Origin of the sequence: Mycobacterium ulcerans subsp. shinshuense, from assembly GCF_002355775.1 — a bacterium.
Classification (GTDB): Bacteria; Actinomycetota; Actinomycetes; order Mycobacteriales; family Mycobacteriaceae; genus Mycobacterium; species Mycobacterium marinum.
On sequence record NZ_AP017624.1, the window covers coordinates 5853264 to 5874849 of the forward strand.

The window sequence follows — 21586 nt, forward strand, 5'->3', positions numbered from 1 at the left end:
ACCGCCTCTAGCGCGCGGTCCAATGCCTGTTGATCGCGCCGACACACCCACACCCCCGCGTCGCCGTGATCGCCATACGAATCGCGGGATCCAACGAGTGGGCACACCCTCCGCTGTGACGACAACTGCATTGACTATTTAACACTTGCCCCCGCCAGGTCGCCTTGACGCAATGTATCAGAAGCCGTGCATATCGTTTTATTTCAGAAGGTAATTCTGATTTATCCTGGAAGGCCGTTCTGCTTTCTTGGATGAAATTTGGCGTGGGGATCACCGCATTTCGTCTCCCATAATAGATGTGCACGGCGGATAGAAATTCGGGCACGCCAAACGAGAATCCATTCGAGCGCACCTCCGGTAAGCCCATCGAGCCGAGCCGGCGCAGCCTGAACCGCAGCAACGAGAACACCAGATCAGAAGGAACTTTGCAGCATGCAGCCTTTCAATCCAGCAGGCAATGACGCGCCGGTGCCTGGCGGAAACAACAACCCGCCGGAACCGGAATTACGTGGCGAACCTGGATCAGTGATGTGCGCCTGCACCGAGGCCGTCCTCTTCGCCTGGTTGATCTACGCTTTGGCACATCCAACACCCCCCGAAGAGGGTGACAGCGTCGTGCGCAGCGGGGCAGGGCTCCGGCGTTGTTGATTAGCAGGCTTGTGAGCTGGGGAATTGTGGATTGAGGAGGTCTAGGCGGCGGTTGGCGGTCAAAGCGGTGATCCGGCAGGCTTCGGCGATGTTGTCGGCGCCGTTGAGGCGGTGCAGATTGATCGCGGTGTTGCGTAGCGTTGCTAGGACCTGTGCGCCGTTTCCGGTATGTGCCCTTTGACGGTCTTCGTCGAAGGTGACGTCGCGTATCCAGTGCAGGCTGTTCTCGATTCCCCAGTGTTGACGCATCCAGGTCATGATCGCGGTAGGGCGGGCGTGCTCGAACGACAGGCTGCAGATGGCATAGACCACCTCCACGCTGCGCTGGTCGGTGGCGGTGATCAAGCGTTCACGAGTGATCCGGATGATTTGTTTTGCGTAGGGGAAGCCGATTCCTCGTGCAGCGGTGATGATTTGCAGGGTGCGGGTCTCGACACGGCCGTGGCCGCGGGAGTCGTCGGTAGCGGCTGCGGGCACCTCGGCCCAGGGCAGCGCGGTGATACGCGCAAGTATTTTGGCTTGGTTGGACTTGACGATCATCAGGTAGTGCGACTTCAAGGTGGCGCAGATCAACTTCGCGGTGACGACCTGGGTATGCATCGCATCCACGGTGACCAGCCACCGCAAGCTACCCGGCAGCAGCGTGAGCAGGGCACGTACGCAGGGAATTTCATTGCTTTTCTCGGCGACAGCGAGTTGACCGAGCACCAATCGGGCACGGTGGGCGAACACCGACACGAGATGCGTGGCTGTCGCTTTGGCACGTAAAGCACCACGCAGCATCTTGCCGTCCAACGCGATCGGCACCAATCCACTGGGGTCGCTGCTGGCCACGTGTGCAGTGAAGTAACTGCCCATCCTGGCGTTGAGGTCGGCGGGGTCTAGCCGAGACAAAACAGCACGGAAGGTCTTCTCACTGGGCCGCCGGAACCGGACCCCTAATTGGGCCAACACATCATCGGGAGCGGTGGCCGCCCATGTGGCAAAATCAGCATAGCCGCGCATCCCCGCGGCAGTGGCCAGAACCGCGATCGCCAACAAAGCCATCAGCGAATACCTCCGACCGCGTGGGCCCCTCGGGTCTGGCACCGAGGCCAACACATCGAGAAACTCCGATCCGATGAGCTCGCTGCGCTCACCAGGACTCCAGCGGTCGAACACCTCTGGAACCGACGACACAGGCAATACTGAAACGGTAGGCACGGGCAACTCCAGGCCAACGACGAACAGTAACCAACTCGATCGTTCTCCAGATAGCCCGTGCCTACACTCCGGCCCCAATAGCGCGGCACCAAAGATCATCAACCCAGCTCACAAGCCTGCTAATCAACAACGCCGGAGCCCTGGCCCCGGAGCGGGCGCGCTGTCCAATCACCCGCTGGCAGGTGGGTCAGGCCCGACCACCGGCGCGGGCCTGCTGCGCGGTGAATCACTACCCGGCGCCGGCGGAACCCTGACCCGCACGCCACTGATCAGCGAACTCGTCGAAAAGCCGATGGGTCCGTCAGTGCAGCCGGCCGCGGCTGCCGGATCGTCGGCAAGCAGTGGCGCCGCCCCGGTGGGCGCCGGCGGAATGGGGGCAGGAGCTGGCGCCGGTGCTGGCGGTTCGTCGCGGCCAGGCATGGGCGCCCCGGCGGCGCTGACCCAGGAGCGGGACGAGGCCGACGAAGACGACTGGGATGACGAGGACGACTGGTGAGCGTCGTCAACACGAACAGACTTCCCGGCCACCCGGGTCGGAAGACTTGCCAACAATTTGGCGAGGAAAGAAAGAGAGAAAGTAGTCCAGCATGGCAGAGATGAAGACCGATGCCGCTACCCTCGCGCAGGAGGCAGGTAATTTCGAGCGGATCTCCGGTGACCTGAAGACCCAGATCGACCAGGTTGAGTCGACCGCCGGTTCGCTGCAGGCCCAGTGGCGCGGTGCGGCTGGTACCGCCGCTCAAGCTGCGGTGGTCCGTTTCCAGGAACCGCCAACAAGCAGCGGGCCGAACTCGACGAGATTTCGACGAACATCCGTCAGGCCGGTGTCCAGTACTCCCGGGCCGACGACGAGCAGCAGCAGGCGCTGTCCTCGCAAATGGGCTTCTGATTCCCCTATCACGAGAAAGAAACGGAGCAATACGACATGACAGAACAGCAGTGGAATTTCGCCGGCATTGAGGCCGCATCCAGCTCAATCGGGGGAAATGTCGGCAGCATTCATTCCCTTCTGGATGAGGGCAAGCAGTCGCTGCACAAGCTGGCCGCAGCCTGGGGTGGTAGCGGTTCGGAGGCCTACCAGGGTGTGCAGCAGAAGTGGGACTCCACCGCCCAGGAGCTCAACAACGCGCTGCAGAACCTGGCTCGCACCATCAGCGAGGCCGGTCAGGCAATGTCCTCCACCGAGGGCAACGTCACGGGGATGTTTGCTTAATCCCCCCTCTCGTTCGCGTAGAATACCGAAGCACGAGATCGGGGCGAGTTTCAACCTTTCGGAATCTCGCCCCTTCTCGTGCTTCGTTCTATTGGCGAACTTCTGAGAGGTTCCGATGCCGGCGGACTACGACGAGCTATTTCGGCCCGCCGAGGGTTCCGGACCTCCAGATGATGAAACTGGGCAAACCTTCTTTGATCCTGGTACCGCGTATCCGCCGCCCGTAAAACCCAACGGCGACGGGCACTCGGCGCCTAAGGGCTGGTCGCGCGCATTTCCGCCGGCGGAAGATGAGTCGCCGTCAGACTCCGCAGAGCCGGCAGCTGGCCCCGCCAAGTCGCCGTTGCCCCCCATGCCCATCGGCGGGCCTGCGCCGATACCCCCAGAGCCACCACCGGCCCCCCCGGAGCTACCACCGGCACCCCCGGGACCGCCACCGGCTCGTCCGGAGGCACCTCCGCAATCGCCGACAGCCGAGGCTGAACCTCCGGACGAGGCAATGCCCGTTAGCGGGCCCCCGCCTGGCGGCAAGTCGCCGCTGCCTCCGATGCCTATCGGTGGGCCGCCACCGGCATCTCCGGAGCCACCCGCGGCTCCACCGGAACCGACGGCGCCAGCAGAGCCACCGCAGCCGCCGGAGGCTGCTGCACAACCGCCGCAGGCCGTCGAGGAACAGGCCCGCGCAACCGCCGAACCCCCCGCGGCACCAAAACCGCCGCGTCCCCCCATGCCCATCGGCGGGCCCCCACCCACACCCCCGGCCGCGCCGCAACCACAACAAGACATAGAAGAAGACCCGAATCCGGCGCCCGCCGAAGCCCCAGCGGCACCACCGAAATCACCGCTACCGCCCATGCCGGTCAGCGGACCGCCACCGGAACCGCCCGAACTGCCACCGGCTCCACCGGAACCGACGGCCTCAGCAGAGCCACCGCAGCCGCCGCAGGCCGTCGAGGAACGGGCCCACGCAACCACCGAACCCCCCGCGGCACCAAGACCGTCGCGTCCCCCCATGCCCATCGGCGGGCCCCCACCCACACGGGAACCACAACAGGGCGCGCCGCACCCGCACCAGGACATAGAAGAAGAACCGAAACCGGCGGCCGCCGAAACCCCAGCGGCACCACCGAAATCACCGCGACCCCCCATGCCGGTCAACGGGCCGGCACCCACCCGGCCCGAGCCACCGTTACCACCGGGCCCCCCGCGTCGCCGCGCTCAACCGCCAACGGCGCCACCCAACCAGCCCGGGCAACCGAAGCCCATCAGCGTACACCCGCCGCCCCCACCAAGGCCAGCGGCGTTCACACCCCCAGCACGCGGCGCCACGCCAAACCGGCATGAATCGGCCAAACCTCCGCCACCGCGCCGGGTCCGGATCGGTGGCCCGCCTCAGCCTCCAGGGCCACCGGAGGCTGAATCCGAGGCTCCTCGGCACTCGCGGCATGCCCGACGGGCGCATCGTTATCGGCCCGAGCCCGAAACCGATGACCTCGAGGCCACCGCGGTACGGCCGCTTCCGACGCGCGAGCCAATGAGGCGAAACGGACCCGCGGCGGACGAAAGCTCAACCGCGTCCTTCGCGTGGCTGCAGCAGAGCCAACCAACGCTCGATCGGCCTTCCGGACCCATGCCCGCCGCCCCTGGGGCCCCCGTCGAGTCCGCGCCGGGGCGCCCTGATGGTCGTAGGGCCAGGCGGCGCGCCGAATCCCGGACTTCTGCCGCTTCGACACCATCTCCGCTGGTGCCAACCAGGGCTCAACCGCCGGGCCCCACCAGGGCTCAGCCGCCGCGCACCGCCGCCGCGGCTCAACCCGCTACTGAGGCTACTGAGCCCCTGCCGGACGCCGGTGCCCCGGCCAAGCAGCCGAAGAAGCCGAAGAAGCCGGTGCCACAACGGGGTTGGCGGCGGCGGGTTCACGCGGTCACGCGGATCAACTTCGGCCTTTCTCCCGATGAGAAGTATGAATTGGACCTGCGCACGCGGATCGGTCGAAAGCCCCGCGGCTCGTATCAGATCGCGATCTTGGGCCTGAAGGGCGGCGCCGGGAAGACGACCACGACGGTCACTCTTGGCACCACACTGACGCACGTGCGCGGGGATCGGATCCTGGTGCTTGACGCCGATCCGGGCGCCGGAAATCTCGCCGAACGTTCGGGACGTTCGTCGCCATCATCGATTGCCGATCTGCTGGCGGATCCGCGGCTGTCGCACTACAACGATGTCCGCGCACACGCCAGCGTCAATGCCGCCAATCTCGAGATTCTCCCCACCGCGGAATACACCTCCGCGCAGCGCGGGCTCAGCGGCGAAGACTTGCGATCGGCCGTCGATACCGTGTCGAAGTTCTACAACCTGGTCCTGGCCGATTGCGGGGCAGGGCTATTCGATCCGGTGACACTGGGTGTGCTCGATACCGCCTCAGCGATCGTGATCTTGACTAACGTTTCCATCGACAGTGCGCGCCAAGCCGCAATCGCGCTGGACTGGTTGCGCAAACACGGTTACCAGGATTTGGCGAGCCGCGCATGCGTAGCGATAAACCATGTCGCCGTTGGCGAAACCAACGTGTCGGAGCAGCAGTTGGTCCGGGACTTTGAACAGCAGCTCCAACCCGGGCGCGTAGTGGTCTTGCCATGGGACCGGCACATCGCGGCCGGCACCGAAATTCATCTCGACCAGCTTGGCCCCGTCTACCGACGACGGGTTCTCGAGCTGGCCGCGGCTCTGTCCGACGATTTTGAAAGCGCTGGACGTCGTTGAGCGCACCTGCAGTTGCCGCACCCTCCGCCGCCACGGGAACAACCCCACCCAAGCCGGCAACCACCCGGGTCACCGTCCTTACCGGCAGACGGATGACAGATCTGGTGCTGCCCGCGGCGGCACCCATGGAGAGCTATGTCGACGAGACCGTCGCGATCTTGGCTGATCTGCTCGAAGACACTCCCGCGGAGGTGCTGGCCGGCTTCGACTTCGAAGCTCAGGGCGTTTGGACGTTCGCTCGGCCCGGATTCCCGCCGCTGAAGCTCGACCAGTCCCTCGATGAGGCCGGCGTTGTCGACGGATCGCTGCTGACCTTGGTCTTGGCCAGTCGCACGGAGCGGTATCGGCCCCTCGTCGAGGACGTCATCGACGCGATCGCGGTGCTCGACGAGTCGCCCGAGTTCAACCGCACCGCTCTGGAACGCTTCCTCGCCGTGGCAATCCCCCTCTTCGCCCTGCCGATCACCGCCGTTGCCATGCGGGCCTGGTGGCAAACCGGGCGCAGCGTGTTCTGGCCGCTGGCGATCGGCCTAATTGGGCTCGCCGCCTTGGCCGGTTCCTTCGTCGCAAAACGGTTCTACCAAAACTCGCGGCTCGCCGAGAGCCTGCTGGTTACGTCGTACGGCGTCATCGCCGCGGCGGCAGCGATCGCCGTTCCCCTGCCGCGCGGGTTCCATTCGCTGGGGGCGCCCCAGCTCGCCGCCGCCGCCACAGCGGTGTTGTTCATCACTTTGATGATGCGCGGCGGGCCGCACAAACGCCACGACATCGCGGCGTTTGTGGTGATTACATCGATCGCGGTCATTTCGGCGGCGGTCGCCTTCGGATACGGATATCAGCAATGGGTGCCGGCCGGGGCGATTGCGTTCGGGTTGTTCATCGTGACGAACGCGGCCAAACTGACTGTCGCCGTCGCGCGGATCGCGCTGCCGCCCATCCCCGTTCCCGGAGAGACCGTGGACAACGAGGAATTGCTCGATCCCATCACCGCCCAAGACGCGACCAACGAAGAGACACCGACCTGGCAAGCCATCATCGCCTCCGCGCCGGCGTCGGCAGCCCGGCTCACTGAGCGCAGCAAATTGGCTAAGCAGCTCCTCGTCGGCTACGTCACCGCGGGAACGCTGATTCTTGCGGTCGGTTCGATAGCCGTGGTGGTACGCGGCCACTTTTTCCTACACAGCATGATTGTGGCGGGTCTGATCACGGTGATCTGTTCGTTCCGATCGCGGCTGTACGCGGATCCGTGGTGCGCATGGGCGCTCCTGGCGGCGACGGTTGCCATCCCGACCGGGCTTGCCGTGAAGCTGAGCCTTTGGTATCCCCACTATGCCTGGCTGTTGTTGACGATCTACCTCGCGGCGGCCCTCGTTACCAGGGCTCCGGCGTTGTTGATTAGCAGGCTTGTGGGCTGGGTTGATGATCTTTGGTGCCGCGCTATTGGGGCCGGAGTGTAGGCACGGGCTATCTGGAGAACGATCGAGTTGGTTACTGTTCGTCGTTGGCCTGGAGTTGCCCGTGCCTACCGTTTCAGTATTGCCTGTGTCGTCGGTTCCAGAGGTGTTCGACCGCTGGAGTCCTGGTGAGCGCAGCGGGCTCATCGGATCGGAGTTTCTCGATGTGTTGGCCTCGGTGCCAGACCCGAGGGACCCACGCGGTCGGAGGTATTCGCTGATGGCTTTGTTGGCGATCGCGGTTCTGGCCACTGCCGCGGGGATGCGCGGCTATGCTGGTTTTGCCACATGGGCGGCCACCGCTCCCGATGATGTGTTGGCCCAATTAGGGGTCCGGTTCCGGCGGCCCAGTGAGAAGACCTTCCGTGCTGTTTTGTCTCGGCTAGACCCCGCCGACCTCAACGCCAGGATGGGCAGTTACTTCACTGCACACGTGGCCAGCAGCGACCCCAGTGGATTGGTGCCGATCGCGTTGGACGGCAAGATGCTGCGTGGTGCTTTACGCGCCAAAGCGACAGCCACGCATCTCGTGTCGGTGTTCGCCCACCGTGCCCGATTGGTGCTCGGTCAACTCGCTGTCGCCGAGAAAAGCAATGAAATTCCCTGCGTACGTGCCCTGCTCACGCTGCTGCCGGGTAGCTTGCGGTGGCTGGTCACCGTGGATGCGATGCATACCCAGGTCGTCACCGCGAAGTTGATCTGCGCCACCTTGAAGTCGCACTACCTGATGATCGTCAAGTCCAACCAAGCCAAAATACTTGCGCGTATCACCGCGCTGCCCTGGGCCGAGGTGCCCGCAGCCGCTACCGACGACTCCCGCGGCCACGGCCGTGTCGAGACCCGCACCCTGCAAATCATCACCGCTGCACGAGGAATCGGCTTCCCCTACGCAAAACAAATCATCCGGATCACTCGTGAACGCTTGATCACCGCCACCGACCAGCGCAGCGTGGAGGTGGTCTATGCCATCTGCAGCCTGCCGTTCGAGCACGCCCGCCCTACCGCGATCATGACCTGGATGCGTCAACACTGGGGAATCGAGAACAGCCTGCACTGGATACGCGACGTCACCTTCGGCGAAGACCGTCAAAGGGCACATACCGGAAACGGCGCACAGGTCCTAGCAACGCTACGCAACACCGCGATCAATCTGCACCGCCTCAACGGCGCCGACAACATCGCCGAAGCCTGCCGGATCACCGCTTTGACCGCCAACCGCCGCCTAGACCTCCTCAATCCACAATTCCCCAGCTCACAAGCCTGCTAATCAACAACGCCGGAGCCCTGCTGAAACGGTAGGCACGGGCAACTCCAGTCCAACGACGAACAGTAACCAGCTCGATCGTTCTCCAGATAGCCCGTGCCTACACTCCGGCCCCAATAGCGCGGCACCAAAGATCATCAACCCAGCTCACAAGCCTGCTAATCAACAACGCCGGAGCCCTGCCCTCGTTACGCTCATCTCGGTCGGCGCGATGAACCAGGTACGTCGCGTTTCGCCAGTCATGAAACGGGCCCTGGAATTGTTCGATGGCGCGATGGTCGCATCAATTGTCCCGCTGCTGCTGTGGATTACCGGCGTCTATGACCTGGTTCGAAACATCCGATTCTGAGTCACCGGAGGGCTACGTCAGGGCGGTCGTGGCAACGGATCGGCCCGCACCGAAATTGGCGCAATCGGGCTTGTTTCAGGTCGGGTAAAATTTGCTCAACCCATTACGTACAGGAGGGATTCTGCGATGGCTGAGCCTCTGGCCGCCGATCCCGCCCGTCTGATTGCTGCGGGAAGCAAGCTCGCCGAGCTGGTTTTTCCGGCGCCACCAGCGCCGATAGCAGCAACTGGAGGGGATCCGGTTTCGGCTGCAATTAACGACACAATGCCTGGCATCGAGTCCTTGGTATCCGACGGGATGCCCGGTGTAACCGCCGCCTTGAAACGAACCGCTTCCAGCATGTCGACTGCCGCAGACATCTACGCGAAGGCCGACCAAGCCCTTGGCGATGCACTGACGCAGTACCAATTCGGCGGCGACGGCCAAGCGCTAGGCGCAAGCGGTACAAACGCTGTGGCACAGAGCCAGGCCGGACAGACCGTGCAATCGTTGGCCGCGCCCGCCGCTGGGCTATTGGGCGCGCCCGTGGCGCAAGCATTGGCCGCGCCCGCGACCGGGCTGCTGGGTGTACCCGCGGCGGCGGCGACACAGATCGGCGAGGCGGTCAGCGCTCAGGCGGAAGCCCTGTCGCCCCGAGTGGCCGCCACAATTCCCCAGCTGGTGCAACTGGCCCCGCAAGCCGGTCAGATGGCGCAGCAGGCCTCACCGATCGCGCAGACCATCAGTCAGTCGGCCCAACAGGGTTCCTCGCAGGGCGGCGCAACGCCGGCACAGCTCGTCTCGGACACCAAACCCGACGAAGACGCGGAGCTGGCTGACGAGACCAAAGAGGGCGAGGAAGACGCCCTGGCAGCGGCCGGTGCAGAAGGCGCCGCGGCTGGCCACGCCACACTGGTGAGCGCTCCCGTCGAAAGCGCCGGCGGTGGCGAGACGTCGACGGGTTCGGTCTCAGCTCCGATCTAATAATTCGGCGTAAGCCGCACCCCGATCGGGCGTACGGCGGATACGCGCGGTGTCACCGGCGACATCCAACCGCGGCCGGGCGCCGGATGGGGGCGTGCCCACATCGGGCGCCGTCATACCGGCCGACCCGGGGATCGCGTCCGAGCGTGCCGACCGTGCCGCCAACATTTCGGTCACTCGCTGTGTCGCCGCCCGCAGGCTACTGGCGTTCGAGGAGGTCTTGTTCGCCAACCCGATCAGGGTGGCGGCGGCGGCAACCTGCACAACACCGCATGCGGCGACCGCAATGTGGAAGGACGGGAGCTGGCCCTCGGGCCCCCCTAGTTCCAGGCCGGCACAAACCACCAGCACACCCAGGACTACCGCGATCAGTACCGACAGCCGCTCGCGGGCTTGCTTGACGGCATCGGCTTGGGAGGACACCAGCCCGGCGGTGAGCCGGTCCAGGTCGGCCATCAGCGTGGCGTGCCGCGACTGTGCGAGGTTCTGAACCCAATAGGCCTGCGCCGCATTGCCCCGCCAACCGCCGTCCGGACCAAGGGCGGCGACCTGGGCGCCGACGTCGTCGAACAATGACCCACTGCTCGCCAAGCGATCACCCTGCTCGGGCGACTCACCTCCAAGCCATCCCCACATGACACCAAGGATGGTCAGGGTCGCCCCGCAAACAACGGTTCCTGGGCATAGCTCGTGGGGATTATCGGCTGCCCCCGCTTCCGCTTCTCGCTCAATCTCCCCTACGTCCGATTCGAATCCGTCAAATTGGGTCTCCCATCAGGGCTCCGGCGTTGTTGATTAGCAGGCTTGTGAGCTGGGGAATTGTGGATTGAGGAGGTCTAGGCGGCGGTTGGCGGTCAAAGCGGTGATCCGGCAGGCTTCGGCGATGTTGTCGGCGCCGTTGAGGCGGTGCAGATTGATCGCGGTGTTGCGTAGCGTTGCTAGGACCTGTGCGCCGTTTCCGGTATGTGCCCTTTGACGGTCTTCGTCGAAGGTGACGTCGCGTATCCAGTGCAGGCTGTTCTCGATTCCCCAGTGTTGACGCATCCAGGTCATGATCGCGGTAGGGCGGGCGTGCTCGAACGGCAGGCTGCAGATGGCATAGACCACCTCCACGCTGCGCTGGTCGGTGGCGGTGATCAAGCGTTCACGAGTGATCCGGATGATTTGTTTTGCGTAGGGGAAGCCGATTCCTCGTGCAGCGGTGATGATTTGCAGGGTGCGGGTCTCGACACGGCCGTGGCCGCGGGAGTCGTCGGTAGCGGCTGCGGGCACCTCGGCCCAGGGCAGCGCGGTGATACGCGCAAGTATTTTGGCTTGGTTGGACTTGACGATCATCAGGTAGTGCGACTTCAAGGTGGCGCAGATCAACTTCGCGGTGACGACCTGGGTATGCATCGCATCCACGGTGACCAGCCACCGCAAGCTACCCGGCAGCAGCGTGAGCAGGGCACGTACGCAGGGAATTTCATTGCTTTTCTCGGCGACAGCGAGTTGACCGAGCACCAATCGGGCACGGTGGGCGAACACCGACACGAGATGCGTGGCTGTCGCTTTGGCGCGTAAAGCACCACGCAGCATCTTGCCGTCCAACGCGATCGGCACCAATCCACTGGGGTCGCTGCTGGCCACGTGTGCAGTGAAGTAACTGCCCATCCTGGCGTTGAGGTCGGCGGGGTCTAGCCGAGACAAAACAGCGCGGAAGGTCTTCTCACTGGGCCGCCGGAACCGGACCCCTAATTGGGCCAACACATCATCGGGAGCGGTGGCCGCCCATGTGGCAAAACCAGCATAGCCGCGCATCCCCGCGGCAGTGGCCAGAACCGCGATCGCCAACAAAGCCATCAGCGAATACCTCCGACCGCGTGGGTCCCTCGGGTCTGGCACCGAGGCCAACACATCGAGAAACTCCGATCCGATGAGCTCGCTGCGCTCACCAGGACTCCAGCGGTCGAACACCTCTGGAACCGACGACACAGGCAATACTGAAACGGTAGGCACGGGCAACTCCAGGCCAACGACGAACAGTAACCAACTCGATCGTTCTCCAGATAGCCCGTGCCTACACTCCGGCCCCAATAGCGCGGCACCAAAGATCATCAACCCAGCTCACAAGCCTGCTAATCAACAACGCCGGAGCCCTGGCCCCGGAGCGGGCGCGGGCTGCGGTGCCGGCGCTGGGGCAGGTGCCGGCGCCGGGGCCGGGGTTGGCTCGACCGGCAAGACCGGGGTGTCGGGTTTCCCTGGCTTCGGCTTGCCGGGGGTGACTGGGGTGATCTGCGTCACCGGGGTGCCCGGGGTGATCGGAGTACCCGGGGTGATCGGAGTAACGGGGATGCCCGGGGTAACCGGGTGCGGTGGCCCGCCGGGTGTCGGAACCACCGGAGTACCCGGCGTCGGGTTCACCGGCGTGCCCGGGCCGCCAGGGGTAACCGGCTTGTGCGGGTTGACCGGCGTGGGTTCGAATGGCTTGGGTCCGGGTGCCCCGGGGGTTGGCTGTCCTGGTGTCGGCACGGTCACGGACGGAATGCCCGGTGCCGGGTGCGTCACCTGGTGCAGCAGATCCTTGAGCGCATTGTGCGGCGGCTTCCAGTTTCTGGATGCCAGAACCTGCTCAGCGGCTTCGGCCACCAGACCCGAGTTGGCCTCGTGAGCTGAACGGATCAGGGATGCGATCGCCGCCTTGCGCTCCTCGGGATCAAGGTCGGCGTTGCCCTCCAGAACCCGTATTTCGCGATGAGCACCGTCCACGTTGTTGTCAATGTTTGCCTTCGCCTCGGCGATCAACCCGGCCACATGCTGGTGCCAGGTAATAACCGTGGCGAGATAGTCCTGCAGCGTGCTCATTTGCTTGAGATTCCCGCCCAGCGCACCGTTGGCCGCACTGGCAGCACCACCGGACCAGACACCACCGTCGAACACCTCGACCTGCTGGTGCCGGCAGGCGTCCATCACGCCGGTAAACAGGTGCAGGACCCGGTTGTACTCGCGAGCCCGGTCGTAGTGGATGTCCTCGTCGGCGTCGGGCCACCCACCCGCCTCGAGCATCCGCCCGGCGTACTCCCCCGTCGGCCTCGGAATACCCATCGCCTACTCTCCTCCCCGCAGCATCCAGGCCGCAGCGACCAGACCTGTCAGGTAGGTACCCGCAGTGGATCGTTGGACCGGCGCGCACACCGCACCGCCGTTGCGCTGGCTTGCGGGCCGCGTCAGCTGGTCAGTGGTACCGGACGTCATGGTTAACAAGCCTAACCGAGGTTAAGACCAGCTAGATGCGCCAATTTGGGGATCGGGACGGTCCGACGAAAATGACACCACAGCACGGCAGACCGCCGTATCGGAGAGATTTCGCGCAGGCTTGAGCCGCGCGCAGAACGACGCAGACGCCGCGACACGGAGGCACCACGGCGGTCGCGTCAATGGTCCGCTAGCGCGAACCAAAAGCCGCTGACAGGCGCGCCGAGGGGACTGTTTCCACCCCGGCGCAGGGACGGATCAGACCATCCCGTTGTTCATTGTTTGAGACATTGAGGACAACACTGCGGTTAGTTTTTCTCCCGCCGCGTCGTTGTACTTGGATGCGGCGTCCTGGGCGTTCTTCAACGCCTGGTTGACCCGCGCACTAACGCCAACGCGGTAGCCCGCCGAGACCACATCTGCTTCCAGGTCCGGGCAATGCACCGACAGCAGGTCCTCGAGTAGGCGGGTGTCCAGCACGTCGTCGGTGTGAGCCTTGCCGTCGACGATGACCGTCGGGGTAAACGGGCGAGGCTTGAGCTCGATCACCGCAATCAGGTGGTCGCGTCGCCAACGCACCGCGACGTGATCACCCGGCTTCACGGTGGCACCGACCACCGGTTCGGACGGCACATCCGGCGGTCGGCGACGCCGACGCAGCCAGGCGAACACGGTGGCCACCCACCCGGTGACCCGACGACCGGAAAAAGTCACCGTCGCCACGATGACGCCCAGCGCTACCAGCGCGATGCCCACCCACCAGTAGCGCATGTGCAGGAACATCATGATGCAGGGCGGCGCCAGCACCGCAACGACAAGTGTGTGGCCGGTGCTGACCCGGAACCGTATTGAACTGAAGGGGTTCCTCATCGGCGCCTCAGCGCCCGGGCGGCCAACGTGCCCAATCCGAGCACCAGCGTCAGCCCCAGTAGCGACAACGCCACCATGGTGATCGGGCGGTGATCCGGGCCGGGTTCGATGCGTGGGGGCGGTAGTCGTCTGACGCTGGGGGGCACCGAGGCCGGGCCCGGCGGGATGTCCCAGGTCAGCGCCGCGACGGCATTGACCACGCCGGAGCCGACGAGATTGTCGATACCGCCTCCGGGATGTCGCGCGGTGGCGGTGATCCGGTTCATCACCTGCACCGGCGTCAGTTCCGGAAACCGTTGCCGGACCAGCGCGGCCAGACCGGAGACATAGGCCGCCGCAAACGAGGTGCCGGCGATGGGCACGGGTCCTTCTCGACCTTGCAGGGCGTTGACCGGTTCGCCGTGATCACCGAGCGCGATGATGTTCTCCGCGGGTGCCGCTACCCCCACCCACGGTCCGTGCATGGAAAACGAACTCGGCACCCCGTTCTGGCCGATGCCCCCGACAGTCGGCACCAAGGGCGCATACCAAGCCGGTGACCACGGTCTGCACCTTGTTCCAGCCCCGGGGATCATTGGGTGTCGACGCGTCGGGCATCGGATTCTGCGAGCAGTCGCCGCCGGTGTTACCCGCGGCGACGACGACCACGGCGTTCTTGGCGTTGACCGCATAGTCGATGGCCGCGCCCAGACTTATTTCGTCGATCGGCCTGCTCACCTTGTAACACGCCGCCTCGCTGATGTTGATCACTCCCGCCCCGAGGTTGGCCGCATGCACCACCGCACGGGCAAGATTGCGAATGGACCCGGCCGCCGGCGTCGCGTTGGGATCATTGGGGTTGGGTTGCGAGCCAACCGGTTCGAAGGCCTCCGATGTCTGGCGCAACGAAAGCAGTCGCACGTCGGGGGCAACCCCGACGAAACCGTCGGTCGGTGCGGGGCGCCCGCCGATAATCGAGGCCGTGAGCGTGCCGTGCGCATCACAGTCCGACAGTCCGTCGCCGGCCTGATCGACGAAGTCCCCGCCCGGCTCGGCCGGGACCCGTGGTGAGGCGTCCACGCCGGTATCGATCACCGCCACCGTCACGCCGGCCCCGGTCGCAAACTTGTGGGCCTCTCCGACACCCATGTAGGCGTTGCTCCACGGCGGATCGTGAAAGCTGGAATCGGGCAGCGTCGTGGGACTGGTACAGAGCACTCGCTGCTCGGTGGGTTGGTCGGGACCGGTTACATCCGGTGGTACCGCGCCGGGATCAATCGAGGGAGGATCGATTGCAAAAGCCGGCGGTGCGGTCAGCAACGCCAGCGCGACCATCGTCAGCAAGGTCCGGTGCACCCCGGAATCATTCCGTTCTTTAGCCGCAGTGAGGCTCTGGCACGCTCGTGTCAGTCCTGCCTGCATTTTAGACGTAACGGGCGCGTAAACGACGCTATTCAACCCGGTGCCAGCCTGTTCATCCTGAACTGTGACCAAGCGGCGTCGGCAACCGGCTCCGCACACAGTGCCGTACCGGTCCGGGTGTCATTCAAAGATGCACGAACACATGCCATTCCACGCGCCGGGGCTTGCCCTCGCCAACCGGCGCGATCCGTCACCAAACGATGGCGGCCATGTCACGGTTGTCCGCGCACACGCTGCGCACCGCGGCTTCGACATCACCAGCGGCGATCATCTGAAGATCCTCGACCGACACCGCTCGCCCCGCTCGCTTCTGGGCGACCACTCGAGTGTCCCGATATCCCTCGGCGCGCTCGATGACGTTGCGCGCGAACCGCCCGTTCTGCATGGCATCGATCCCGTGTTGCCCACCCGGGGTGGTGTAGTTGCGGATGGTGGTGGCCGCGTCCAAAAAGATCTCGCGCGCCGCCTCATCGAGCAGGCTGGCGCGCGGCGCGGCATAGCGCTCCCCGATCTCGACGATTTCCGGCGGCGAATAGGACTCAAAGCGCAGCTTGCGATTGAATCGTCCGGCCAAACCCGGATTCACGCTGAGGAATTCGTCGACCTGATCCTCATAGCCCGCACCGATGAAACAGAAATCGAATCGGTGGGTCTCCAACTTGACCAGGAGCTGGTTGACCGCCTCCATGCCCATCATGTCCGGTGTTCCGTCCTGGTGACGTTCCACCAGGGAGTAGAACTCATGTTTCATCCGCACCGAGAAGCGGGTGGTCGCCGCACGCAGCCTGCGGTTGTAGAAGAGGTGCCCGGAGTTTTGGTCCCGGTTGGACAAGCTCAACGGCATTGCTCAGTACCCCCTTGGGGAACGACGTGGATCGGCTTGCTGGATCCGATCAGCCAGGTTCGATGCATCAGCGGCAACCCCGTAGCGGCCCTGCGCGTAGTTGATGAACGCGCATGCCTGGGCCACCAGGTTGGTGATGTTGGTCGAGGTGCCCGGCTGGTGGTAGGCCGCGAAGGTCGGTGCGATGAACTGCCACGCTCCCCTACTCGACGTGCCCTGGGCCGCGTTAGCGTCCCAGTCGTTCACCGCGCTGGCGTTGTAGCCCGACTCTCGGCGGGCCACCAAATCCATCCCGCGTGTCCAGCGCGCTCGTGCTGCAGGGTCGTGAATACCCTTGATATCGAGGGCTTTACGGATCGCCGCCAACACAGCGGGCCGGCCCGTGGGTGAAACGTGATGATGCTGTCGCCTAGCGGCTGCCTGTAGGTACCGCAGCCGGCGCAGCCGCAACACCAGTTGTCGCGCCCGTGCACGCGACCGCACGATGTGGCGGCGCTGGGCTCGCAGTCTTGCCGCCATGCGGACCATGGCTTCGCGCCGGCCAAGCGGCGTATCGGCCGCGAGCGCGCTATCGGCGTGGGCTGCCTGCAGGATGGCGCGCGTGGCCCTTCTCGCGAGCGCGTGATCGGCCTGGGCTATCGACATGATCTGCGCGAGTTCCCGGTCGGTGTCGATGGACCGTCGTACGGCCTGGACGACGGCGTGCGATCGCGCTGCGGCCCGATCGGGAAGCCGGTCCCCTCCTGTCTGCGATACGGAGTCGGCCAGTGCCTGAAGCTGCGGCTCGTGGCGGCTTCTTTCGTCGACTAAGCGACCGGCGAACAGCCCGTGCCCGCGGGACAAGGTCGCCAGCGTCTGAAGGATCAGCGGATCAGTCAAGAATTCCTCCGCCGCCGTGCCGAAACCGGCCCACGTCTGTCAGCAGACCACTCCGCCTGGAAACAAACACCCAAGCCACTACTCCCGTACCTCCGGGTCAGCGAAACACGGCGCACCATGGGCGCGGACACCGTCGCCCGCCCATCGCAGGGTAGCTGCAGCGAATTTGCGCGCGCATTTCGATTGCCGGGCCACCATCGGTAATGGCGACACCCGTGACGAGATTACTTCGGCTCGGAGGAGCCGACTAGTCACCTAACCACACGGTTGGCGACGACTGACCAGGTAGCTAAGAGGTCGCCGGGGACACTTGAGAGAGGTCATTTCGCGGAACGCACGTTTTCCTGCGTGCGCTGCCGCGGGGTGGGCGGACCATCCCGCGCGTTGCTCCCAACTGGGCAAGCATGAACTCATGCCGGCGCGCACCTTCCGATATCTGGGCGTAGTCGGCTTCATGAATCGGCCAGAATCGATGTCCGCCGAGCTATTGTCACTAGTCCTCGGCGGCTACCAACTAATGAATGCGTTCAAAGTTGCGCGAATTCGCGTCCGTTTATTTGGATGCTCCCGGATGCCCCGGCGACGGGCCTCATAAGGCAATACACCCCGCCCTTCATCGGATGGCCATCGCCACCGCGGTGTATCGAAGGCTCGACAAGTGGGGGCGCAGACGGGCGGTCAGCGCTGAGAGTGAATTGACGCGCCGACGCACGGTATTAATGTTGCCGCCGATCGACAAGGGGGTGAAGGGCCGTTCGTAGCATGATGTCGTGCCAGGAAGCAGGTGCGCTTGGCTACAACGTCACATTGCAGGGCCGTAGCTGCTGGAGAGCGCGTTGGACAACACCCCGAACGCAGCTGGTAGCACTCGTCGGATAGCCCAGTGCACCTTCGACATATAAGCCAGGCTGCGCTGATTACCTTCGCTGGCGGCGATCCGTGGAAGATCAACGCCACCCTGCAAAGCGGGCGACCGGCGCAGATTTCCGATCTTGCACAGGCGTTTCACGATGCGGGGCAATCCACGGCCGAGGCCGACACCGCCTTCCGTCAGGCCCGCGAGCGCTTCGAGAAATCCTGGACCCACGAAAACGGCGAGAATCCGATCAACGACTCGGCCGAGGTGCGGCGCACCGTCACCACGCTAGGCGTGCAAGCGGCTCAGCTGCCGAAGATCGCCGCCGACCTGCAAAATGTCGCGGCCACCCTGGCCGAGGCGCAGCGCTCAGGCAAATCAGCTCTCGCCGCGCTCGAGGACGAACTACATCGTATTGACGATCAGCTCGACGAAGCCCTTCAGCTGGAGCGGGATCCGAACCTGACCCGAGTGGAACGTGACCTGCTCGAGGAGTACATCACCGGTTGTGAGCAAAAGGCCATCGACAAGACCAGAGCCGCGATAGGCGACCTCGAACGCATCCGTGACGATTACGCGGGCAAACTGCAGCAGGCCGAGTCCAACTTGCACACCGACGGCTACGACACCACATTGGTAGCCGGCCTCGACGGTCATACTCCCGAGACTCCGCAGCAGGCCGAAGAGGATGTGCACAAGGCCCTGGCCGGCGACAAAGCCGCTGCCGCCCGGGTAGCGGCGGTGCTGGATTCGATCACCGCCGACCAGCGAGCGGGCAACCTACCACTGACGCCAGAACAGGCGTCCGTGTTGAGTCAGATGCAGGCGCAGCAACACGGCATGTCGATCGACGATCTCAAGACGGCCGAAGAACGCCTCGACGACCAACGACATGTCATCGGCGATTCCTGGCAGTTGATGAGCACGCCGACGATCTCCTTCCCCAAGACGCCATTGGACCCTGGTGCCAAGGAAAGGTCGGAAACGGTGCAAGGTGGGTTCGCGCAACTGCCCGAAAGCGTGCAGCGGACACTGACCGCACCTGGGATCCTGTTTGCCGACCAGACCAGGACGATCGCCGACATCGTCAAAGGCGGCAACCCCATGCTGCAGCACAACACACCACTGGACCAGAACCTGCTGCACAAGGGCGCGCAAATCATGAGCTCGTTTGATTGGACCCGCAACACCTTCGACCCGACGGTCGAGGCCGCTTTCTGGGCAGCCGGGCGAGACCATGGTGCCGTCAACTGGATGGTCAACGACCTTGGCATGTGCGACGCCGCCAGCGGAGACTTCATGCTGAACATCACCCACCAAACGTGGGCAGACGACGGTGCCGCCGCAGGATCATTGTTCAGTTGGACACAAAACGCCACCGGACCGGAAGCCGGAATCGCCGGCCAGACCGCCCAAACCTATGCCGCATACCTCGGGCAGAACTCCCACGAGTTGCTCGACCTGCCGGGACATCAAACTCTCGGTCAGATGAACCCGAAGTTGGTGCAGGACTTCGCCAAAGGCCTGGCGCCCTACGTCGCCAACATCGCCGGTGACAGCAATGATTTGTCGCAGTACTTTCACACCCCGGACGCGAACCAGGACGTGGAGACGAGACTTCCTGTTGCAAAAGGCATTTTCTCTGTCCTTAGCACCGACAAGGACGCCTCCGATATCTTCAACGGGGCCGCGATGCGGCAGATCATGCAAGACCAAAACGACTACGCCGCAGCGGTAGCCAACCACACGCCGGGAGCAGTCGCCCACGATGCCGATTTGCAGCAGGCAGCGACCTTGAAGGCCCTGGTCGACTGCGGCGTCAACAACGCGGCCCACGCCCAGGGGCTCAACGGGGATCAGCTAGCAGCCGAGGCCTACGCGCGTAAGCAGTCGGCGTATGGCTCAGTCGTCAAAGGGCTCAGCACCGGAGCCGGGATCGCGGGCGGTGCGCTGCCACCGCCCTTCAACATCGTGGGCAAGCTTTCCGGTCCGGGTGTGTCCATGGCTGGGAATGCGTTGCAGCAGGACATTATCGGTGCCCCGCCGACAGCCATGACAACATCGGAGATCGTGGCGAACATGCCAGACAGCGTCGCCTATTCCCAAGTGCTCAACGGGCTGATCGCAAACCACGCCCCGATTAGCGGACTGGACAGCGACTTCTTTGTGCACACGGTTCCCGGCGACCCGAGTAGTCCGTTGCGGATAGCGACGTACGACGAATATCGGCGTATCAGTGGGGGCGGGAATACCTTCGAGTACAACCAGAAGCTGAGGGATGCGGTGCAGGGAGCGCTGGGTGATGGAACCGTGATTCCGCATATGCAGAACCACTACAACGACGTGGTCCAAATACCCAACCCCTAGGAACAGGCAGATGAAGCTCAGACGGTGGCGGCTCCGGCTCGCGATGGCGTGCGGGATGCTGCTGGTTGCATTGTTGGGCGGCTGCGGGCCGGCGCCCAGCCCCCAACCATCCACACCGCCAGCGAAGCTGCCCTGGACGGGAATGCTGGCCGATGTGCGCGCGGTATGGAGTGCCGAACCGGGCATCGATCTACTCACCGCACCGGCCGTCACGGTCCGCGCCTACCTCGAGTCGATCTATCTGGCGGACTACGGCGGTGACATCGCCTATGCGTACCCGGGATTCGCCCAGGCGGTGCCACCGAATGTTCCGGAAGGCCACCCGCACAGCACCCGCGATCGCTGGCCGGACACCCAACACCCCATCGGTATCCCCGTCGTCGGTACCCGCGGCTATCACATCCTGCGGGTTGATGAGATAGATCGGCAGGTGACCGCGGTGGTGTGTGTGTGGGCCTACACCACAGCGCTCGATCTAGGCCACGGGAAGTATGGCTGGATGCACGAGACGGCATTCACGGCTCCTTCTAGCGGGATTGGGATGCAATGGGTGTCGATGACCGCCCCACAAGGTGGCACGGGATCACCCCTGGCGGTGCAGAAAGGAACCGCCCCAGCACCGGTCGATGATGTCTTCGGCGCCTGGCGAATCGACGGCGCCCTCATCATCGACGCCTCTCCAACCCGAATCACCGAGTTTCCGGAGTGGCCATCGCGGCCAGCCGACGCCCAGTCCTGTGTCGAAAAGGCACCAGATCCTCTAGAGCGCCGGCTATTTCTCAGCAACGGCGTGCATCCCCGTTCAGACTTTCCCACCCTGCCACCATTTCCCGGCTGGCCCGCAGCAGGAGCACTGTGATCAGCTATGCAATTCCCAAGTGCTCAACTGGCTAGTCGCCAACCACACCTCGGTTCGCGGATTAGAGGACAAGTTCGTTGAGCACGGTTACCAGCGGATCTTACAACTAGCCATCCATGCTGATGCCGGTTTCCCGACCTGATGTATCGCCCCAGAATTTGGGCGATACTTCTTTCACCCGATCAGGACCTACCGCATCTACTTTCGCTTGAAACTCTTCGAAAAGACGTTGTGCGCGCGCAATCTGATCGTCCATCGGCGCTGTGAAGCCCTCGCGCTCCGCTTCCTCGGCTGTGCGGAAAATCTTGCCCGTAAATCCTGCACTCACCCGATAACTCCGTTCGTTCATCATTCCTGCACGGATCGACCAATTCATCTACCACACAACAGTCCGTGGAAGCGGCCTTGGTGAGTTCTC

General features: G+C 64.2%; 14 protein-coding genes and 8 pseudogenes. 10 read left to right on the forward strand and 12 right to left on the reverse strand.

Annotation, left to right across the window (positions count from 1 at the left end; translation table 11 throughout):
* Nucleotides 1-648 precede the first annotated feature (648 nt).
* Nucleotides 649-1851, reverse strand: a complete 1203-nt coding sequence (locus SHTP_RS25995; RefSeq protein ID WP_420873059.1) for an ISAs1-like element IS2404/ISMul1 family transposase — start codon at nucleotides 1849-1851, stop codon at nucleotides 649-651.
* A 154-nt stretch (nucleotides 1852-2005) separates the two neighbouring features.
* On the opposite strand from SHTP_RS25995, the pseudogene SHTP_RS30595 reads away from it, so the two are divergent.
* From SHTP_RS30595 to SHTP_RS26025, 6 genes and pseudogenes are all read left to right on the forward strand, one after another.
* Nucleotides 2006-2347, forward strand: a pseudogene (locus tag SHTP_RS30595) (hypothetical protein); the annotation flags it as partial.
* Between the two features lie 91 nt (nucleotides 2348-2438).
* A pseudogene (esxB, locus tag SHTP_RS26005) lies at nucleotides 2439-2740 on the forward strand (type VII secretion system ESX-1 WXG100 family target CFP-10).
* Between the two features lie 36 nt (nucleotides 2741-2776).
* Nucleotides 2777-3064 (forward strand): WXG100 family type VII secretion target, encoded by a 288-nt coding sequence (locus tag SHTP_RS26010; protein ID WP_015357697.1) that lies wholly within the window; start codon nucleotides 2777-2779, stop codon nucleotides 3062-3064.
* Between the two features lie 115 nt (nucleotides 3065-3179).
* Complete coding sequence (locus SHTP_RS30600) at nucleotides 3180-5828, forward strand: MinD/ParA family ATP-binding protein (RefSeq protein WP_096372214.1); 2649 nt, start codon at nucleotides 3180-3182, stop codon at nucleotides 5826-5828.
* Complete coding sequence (gene eccD / locus SHTP_RS26020; protein ID WP_265338859.1) at nucleotides 5825-7285, forward strand: type VII secretion integral membrane protein EccD; 1461 nt, start codon at nucleotides 5825-5827, stop codon at nucleotides 7283-7285. Before SHTP_RS30600 ends, eccD begins: the two co-directional genes overlap by 4 nt.
* 61 nt (nucleotides 7286-7346) lie before the next feature.
* Entirely contained in the window at nucleotides 7347-8549 is a 1203-nt protein-coding gene (locus tag SHTP_RS26025) for an ISAs1-like element IS2404/ISMul1 family transposase (protein WP_420873060.1), read from the forward strand.
* Here SHTP_RS26025 and SHTP_RS29940 read toward each other — a convergent pair whose 3' ends face one another.
* Nucleotides 8550-8684 carry a hypothetical protein gene (locus tag SHTP_RS29940; protein WP_265338860.1) on the reverse strand — a complete coding sequence of 45 codons (135 nt, stop codon included), beginning with the start codon at nucleotides 8682-8684 and terminating at the stop codon, nucleotides 8550-8552.
* A 43-nt stretch (nucleotides 8685-8727) separates the two neighbouring features.
* On the opposite strand from SHTP_RS29940, the pseudogene SHTP_RS26035 reads away from it, so the two are divergent.
* Nucleotides 8728-8895, forward strand: a pseudogene (locus SHTP_RS26035) (type VII secretion integral membrane protein EccD); the annotation flags it as partial.
* Between the two features lie 126 nt (nucleotides 8896-9021).
* Nucleotides 9022-9858, forward strand: a complete 837-nt coding sequence (locus SHTP_RS26040; protein WP_096372216.1) for a hypothetical protein — start codon at nucleotides 9022-9024, stop codon at nucleotides 9856-9858.
* Here the strand turns inward: SHTP_RS26040 and SHTP_RS26045 are convergent.
* The 9 genes and pseudogenes from SHTP_RS26045 to SHTP_RS26075 form a co-directional block, all read right to left on the reverse strand.
* Entirely contained in the window at nucleotides 9844-10494 is a 651-nt protein-coding gene (locus SHTP_RS26045) for an EspA/EspE family type VII secretion system effector (RefSeq protein ID WP_231991231.1), read from the reverse strand. The genes SHTP_RS26040 and SHTP_RS26045 overlap by 15 nt on opposite strands.
* Before the next feature lie 159 nt (nucleotides 10495-10653).
* Complete coding sequence (locus tag SHTP_RS26050) at nucleotides 10654-11856, reverse strand: ISAs1-like element IS2404/ISMul1 family transposase (protein WP_420811867.1); 1203 nt, start codon at nucleotides 11854-11856, stop codon at nucleotides 10654-10656.
* A 147-nt stretch (nucleotides 11857-12003) separates the two neighbouring features.
* Nucleotides 12004-12942, reverse strand: a pseudogene (locus tag SHTP_RS26055) (secretion protein EspK); the annotation flags it as partial.
* 3 nt (nucleotides 12943-12945) lie between these two features.
* Nucleotides 12946-13092: a hypothetical protein gene (locus tag SHTP_RS27820; protein WP_153234315.1), complete on the reverse strand. Its 147-nt coding sequence runs from the start codon at nucleotides 13090-13092 to the stop codon at nucleotides 12946-12948.
* A 318-nt stretch (nucleotides 13093-13410) separates the two neighbouring features.
* Nucleotides 13411-13962 (reverse strand): annotated as a pseudogene (eccE, locus tag SHTP_RS26060) (type VII secretion protein EccE); the annotation flags it as partial.
* Nucleotides 13959-15297: pseudogene (gene mycP1 / locus SHTP_RS26065) on the reverse strand (type VII secretion system ESX-1 serine protease mycosin MycP1). The pseudogenes eccE and mycP1, both read right to left, overlap by 4 nt.
* Nucleotides 15298-15553: 256 nt before the next feature.
* Nucleotides 15554-16105 (reverse strand): annotated as a pseudogene (locus SHTP_RS26070) (type VII secretion AAA-ATPase EccA); the annotation flags it as partial.
* Nucleotides 16103-16207 (reverse strand): annotated as a pseudogene (locus SHTP_RS28220) (hypothetical protein); the annotation flags it as partial. The pseudogenes SHTP_RS26070 and SHTP_RS28220, both read right to left, overlap by 3 nt.
* A 3-nt stretch (nucleotides 16208-16210) precedes the next feature.
* On the reverse strand, nucleotides 16211-17086 hold the full coding sequence (locus tag SHTP_RS26075) for a transglycosylase SLT domain-containing protein (RefSeq protein WP_086085812.1): 876 nt from the start codon (nucleotides 17084-17086) through the stop codon (nucleotides 16211-16213).
* An 883-nt stretch (nucleotides 17087-17969) separates the two neighbouring features.
* On the opposite strand from SHTP_RS26075, the gene SHTP_RS26080 reads away from it, so the two are divergent.
* Complete coding sequence (locus SHTP_RS26080; RefSeq protein WP_096372219.1) at nucleotides 17970-20309, forward strand: putative alpha/beta hydrolase; 2340 nt, start codon at nucleotides 17970-17972, stop codon at nucleotides 20307-20309.
* A gap of 10 nt (nucleotides 20310-20319) precedes the next feature.
* On the forward strand, nucleotides 20320-21168 hold the full coding sequence (locus SHTP_RS26085; RefSeq protein ID WP_231991232.1) for a hypothetical protein: 849 nt from the start codon (nucleotides 20320-20322) through the stop codon (nucleotides 21166-21168).
* Nucleotides 21169-21274: 106 nt separating this feature from the next.
* On the opposite strand, the gene SHTP_RS26090 is transcribed toward SHTP_RS26085, so the two are convergent.
* Complete coding sequence (locus tag SHTP_RS26090; RefSeq protein WP_231991233.1) at nucleotides 21275-21544, reverse strand: hypothetical protein; 270 nt, start codon at nucleotides 21542-21544, stop codon at nucleotides 21275-21277.
* Between the last annotated feature and the right edge of the window lie 42 nt (nucleotides 21545-21586).

What these genes read in the sequence shown, in the direction of transcription:
- SHTP_RS26045 (WP_231991231.1), bottom strand. Translation starts at nt 10,494, where the DNA reads ATGTGGGGATGGCTTGGAGGTGAGTCGCCCGAGCAGGGTGATCGCTTG.
- SHTP_RS27820 (WP_153234315.1), bottom strand. Translation starts at nt 13,092, where the DNA reads ATGACGTCCGGTACCACTGACCAGCTGACGCGGCCCGCAAGCCAGCGC.
- SHTP_RS30600 (WP_096372214.1), top strand. Translation starts at nt 3,180, where the DNA reads ATGCCGGCGGACTACGACGAGCTATTTCGGCCCGCCGAGGGTTCCGGA.
- SHTP_RS26010 (WP_015357697.1), top strand. Translation starts at nt 2,777, where the DNA reads ATGACAGAACAGCAGTGGAATTTCGCCGGCATTGAGGCCGCATCCAGC.
- SHTP_RS26090 (WP_231991233.1), bottom strand. Translation starts at nt 21,544, where the DNA reads ATGAATTGGTCGATCCGTGCAGGAATGATGAACGAACGGAGTTATCGG.
- SHTP_RS26085 (WP_231991232.1), top strand. Translation starts at nt 20,320, where the DNA reads ATGAAGCTCAGACGGTGGCGGCTCCGGCTCGCGATGGCGTGCGGGATG.
- SHTP_RS26040 (WP_096372216.1), top strand. Translation starts at nt 9,022, where the DNA reads ATGGCTGAGCCTCTGGCCGCCGATCCCGCCCGTCTGATTGCTGCGGGA.
- SHTP_RS29940 (WP_265338860.1), bottom strand. Translation starts at nt 8,684, where the DNA reads ATGATCTTTGGTGCCGCGCTATTGGGGCCGGAGTGTAGGCACGGGCTA.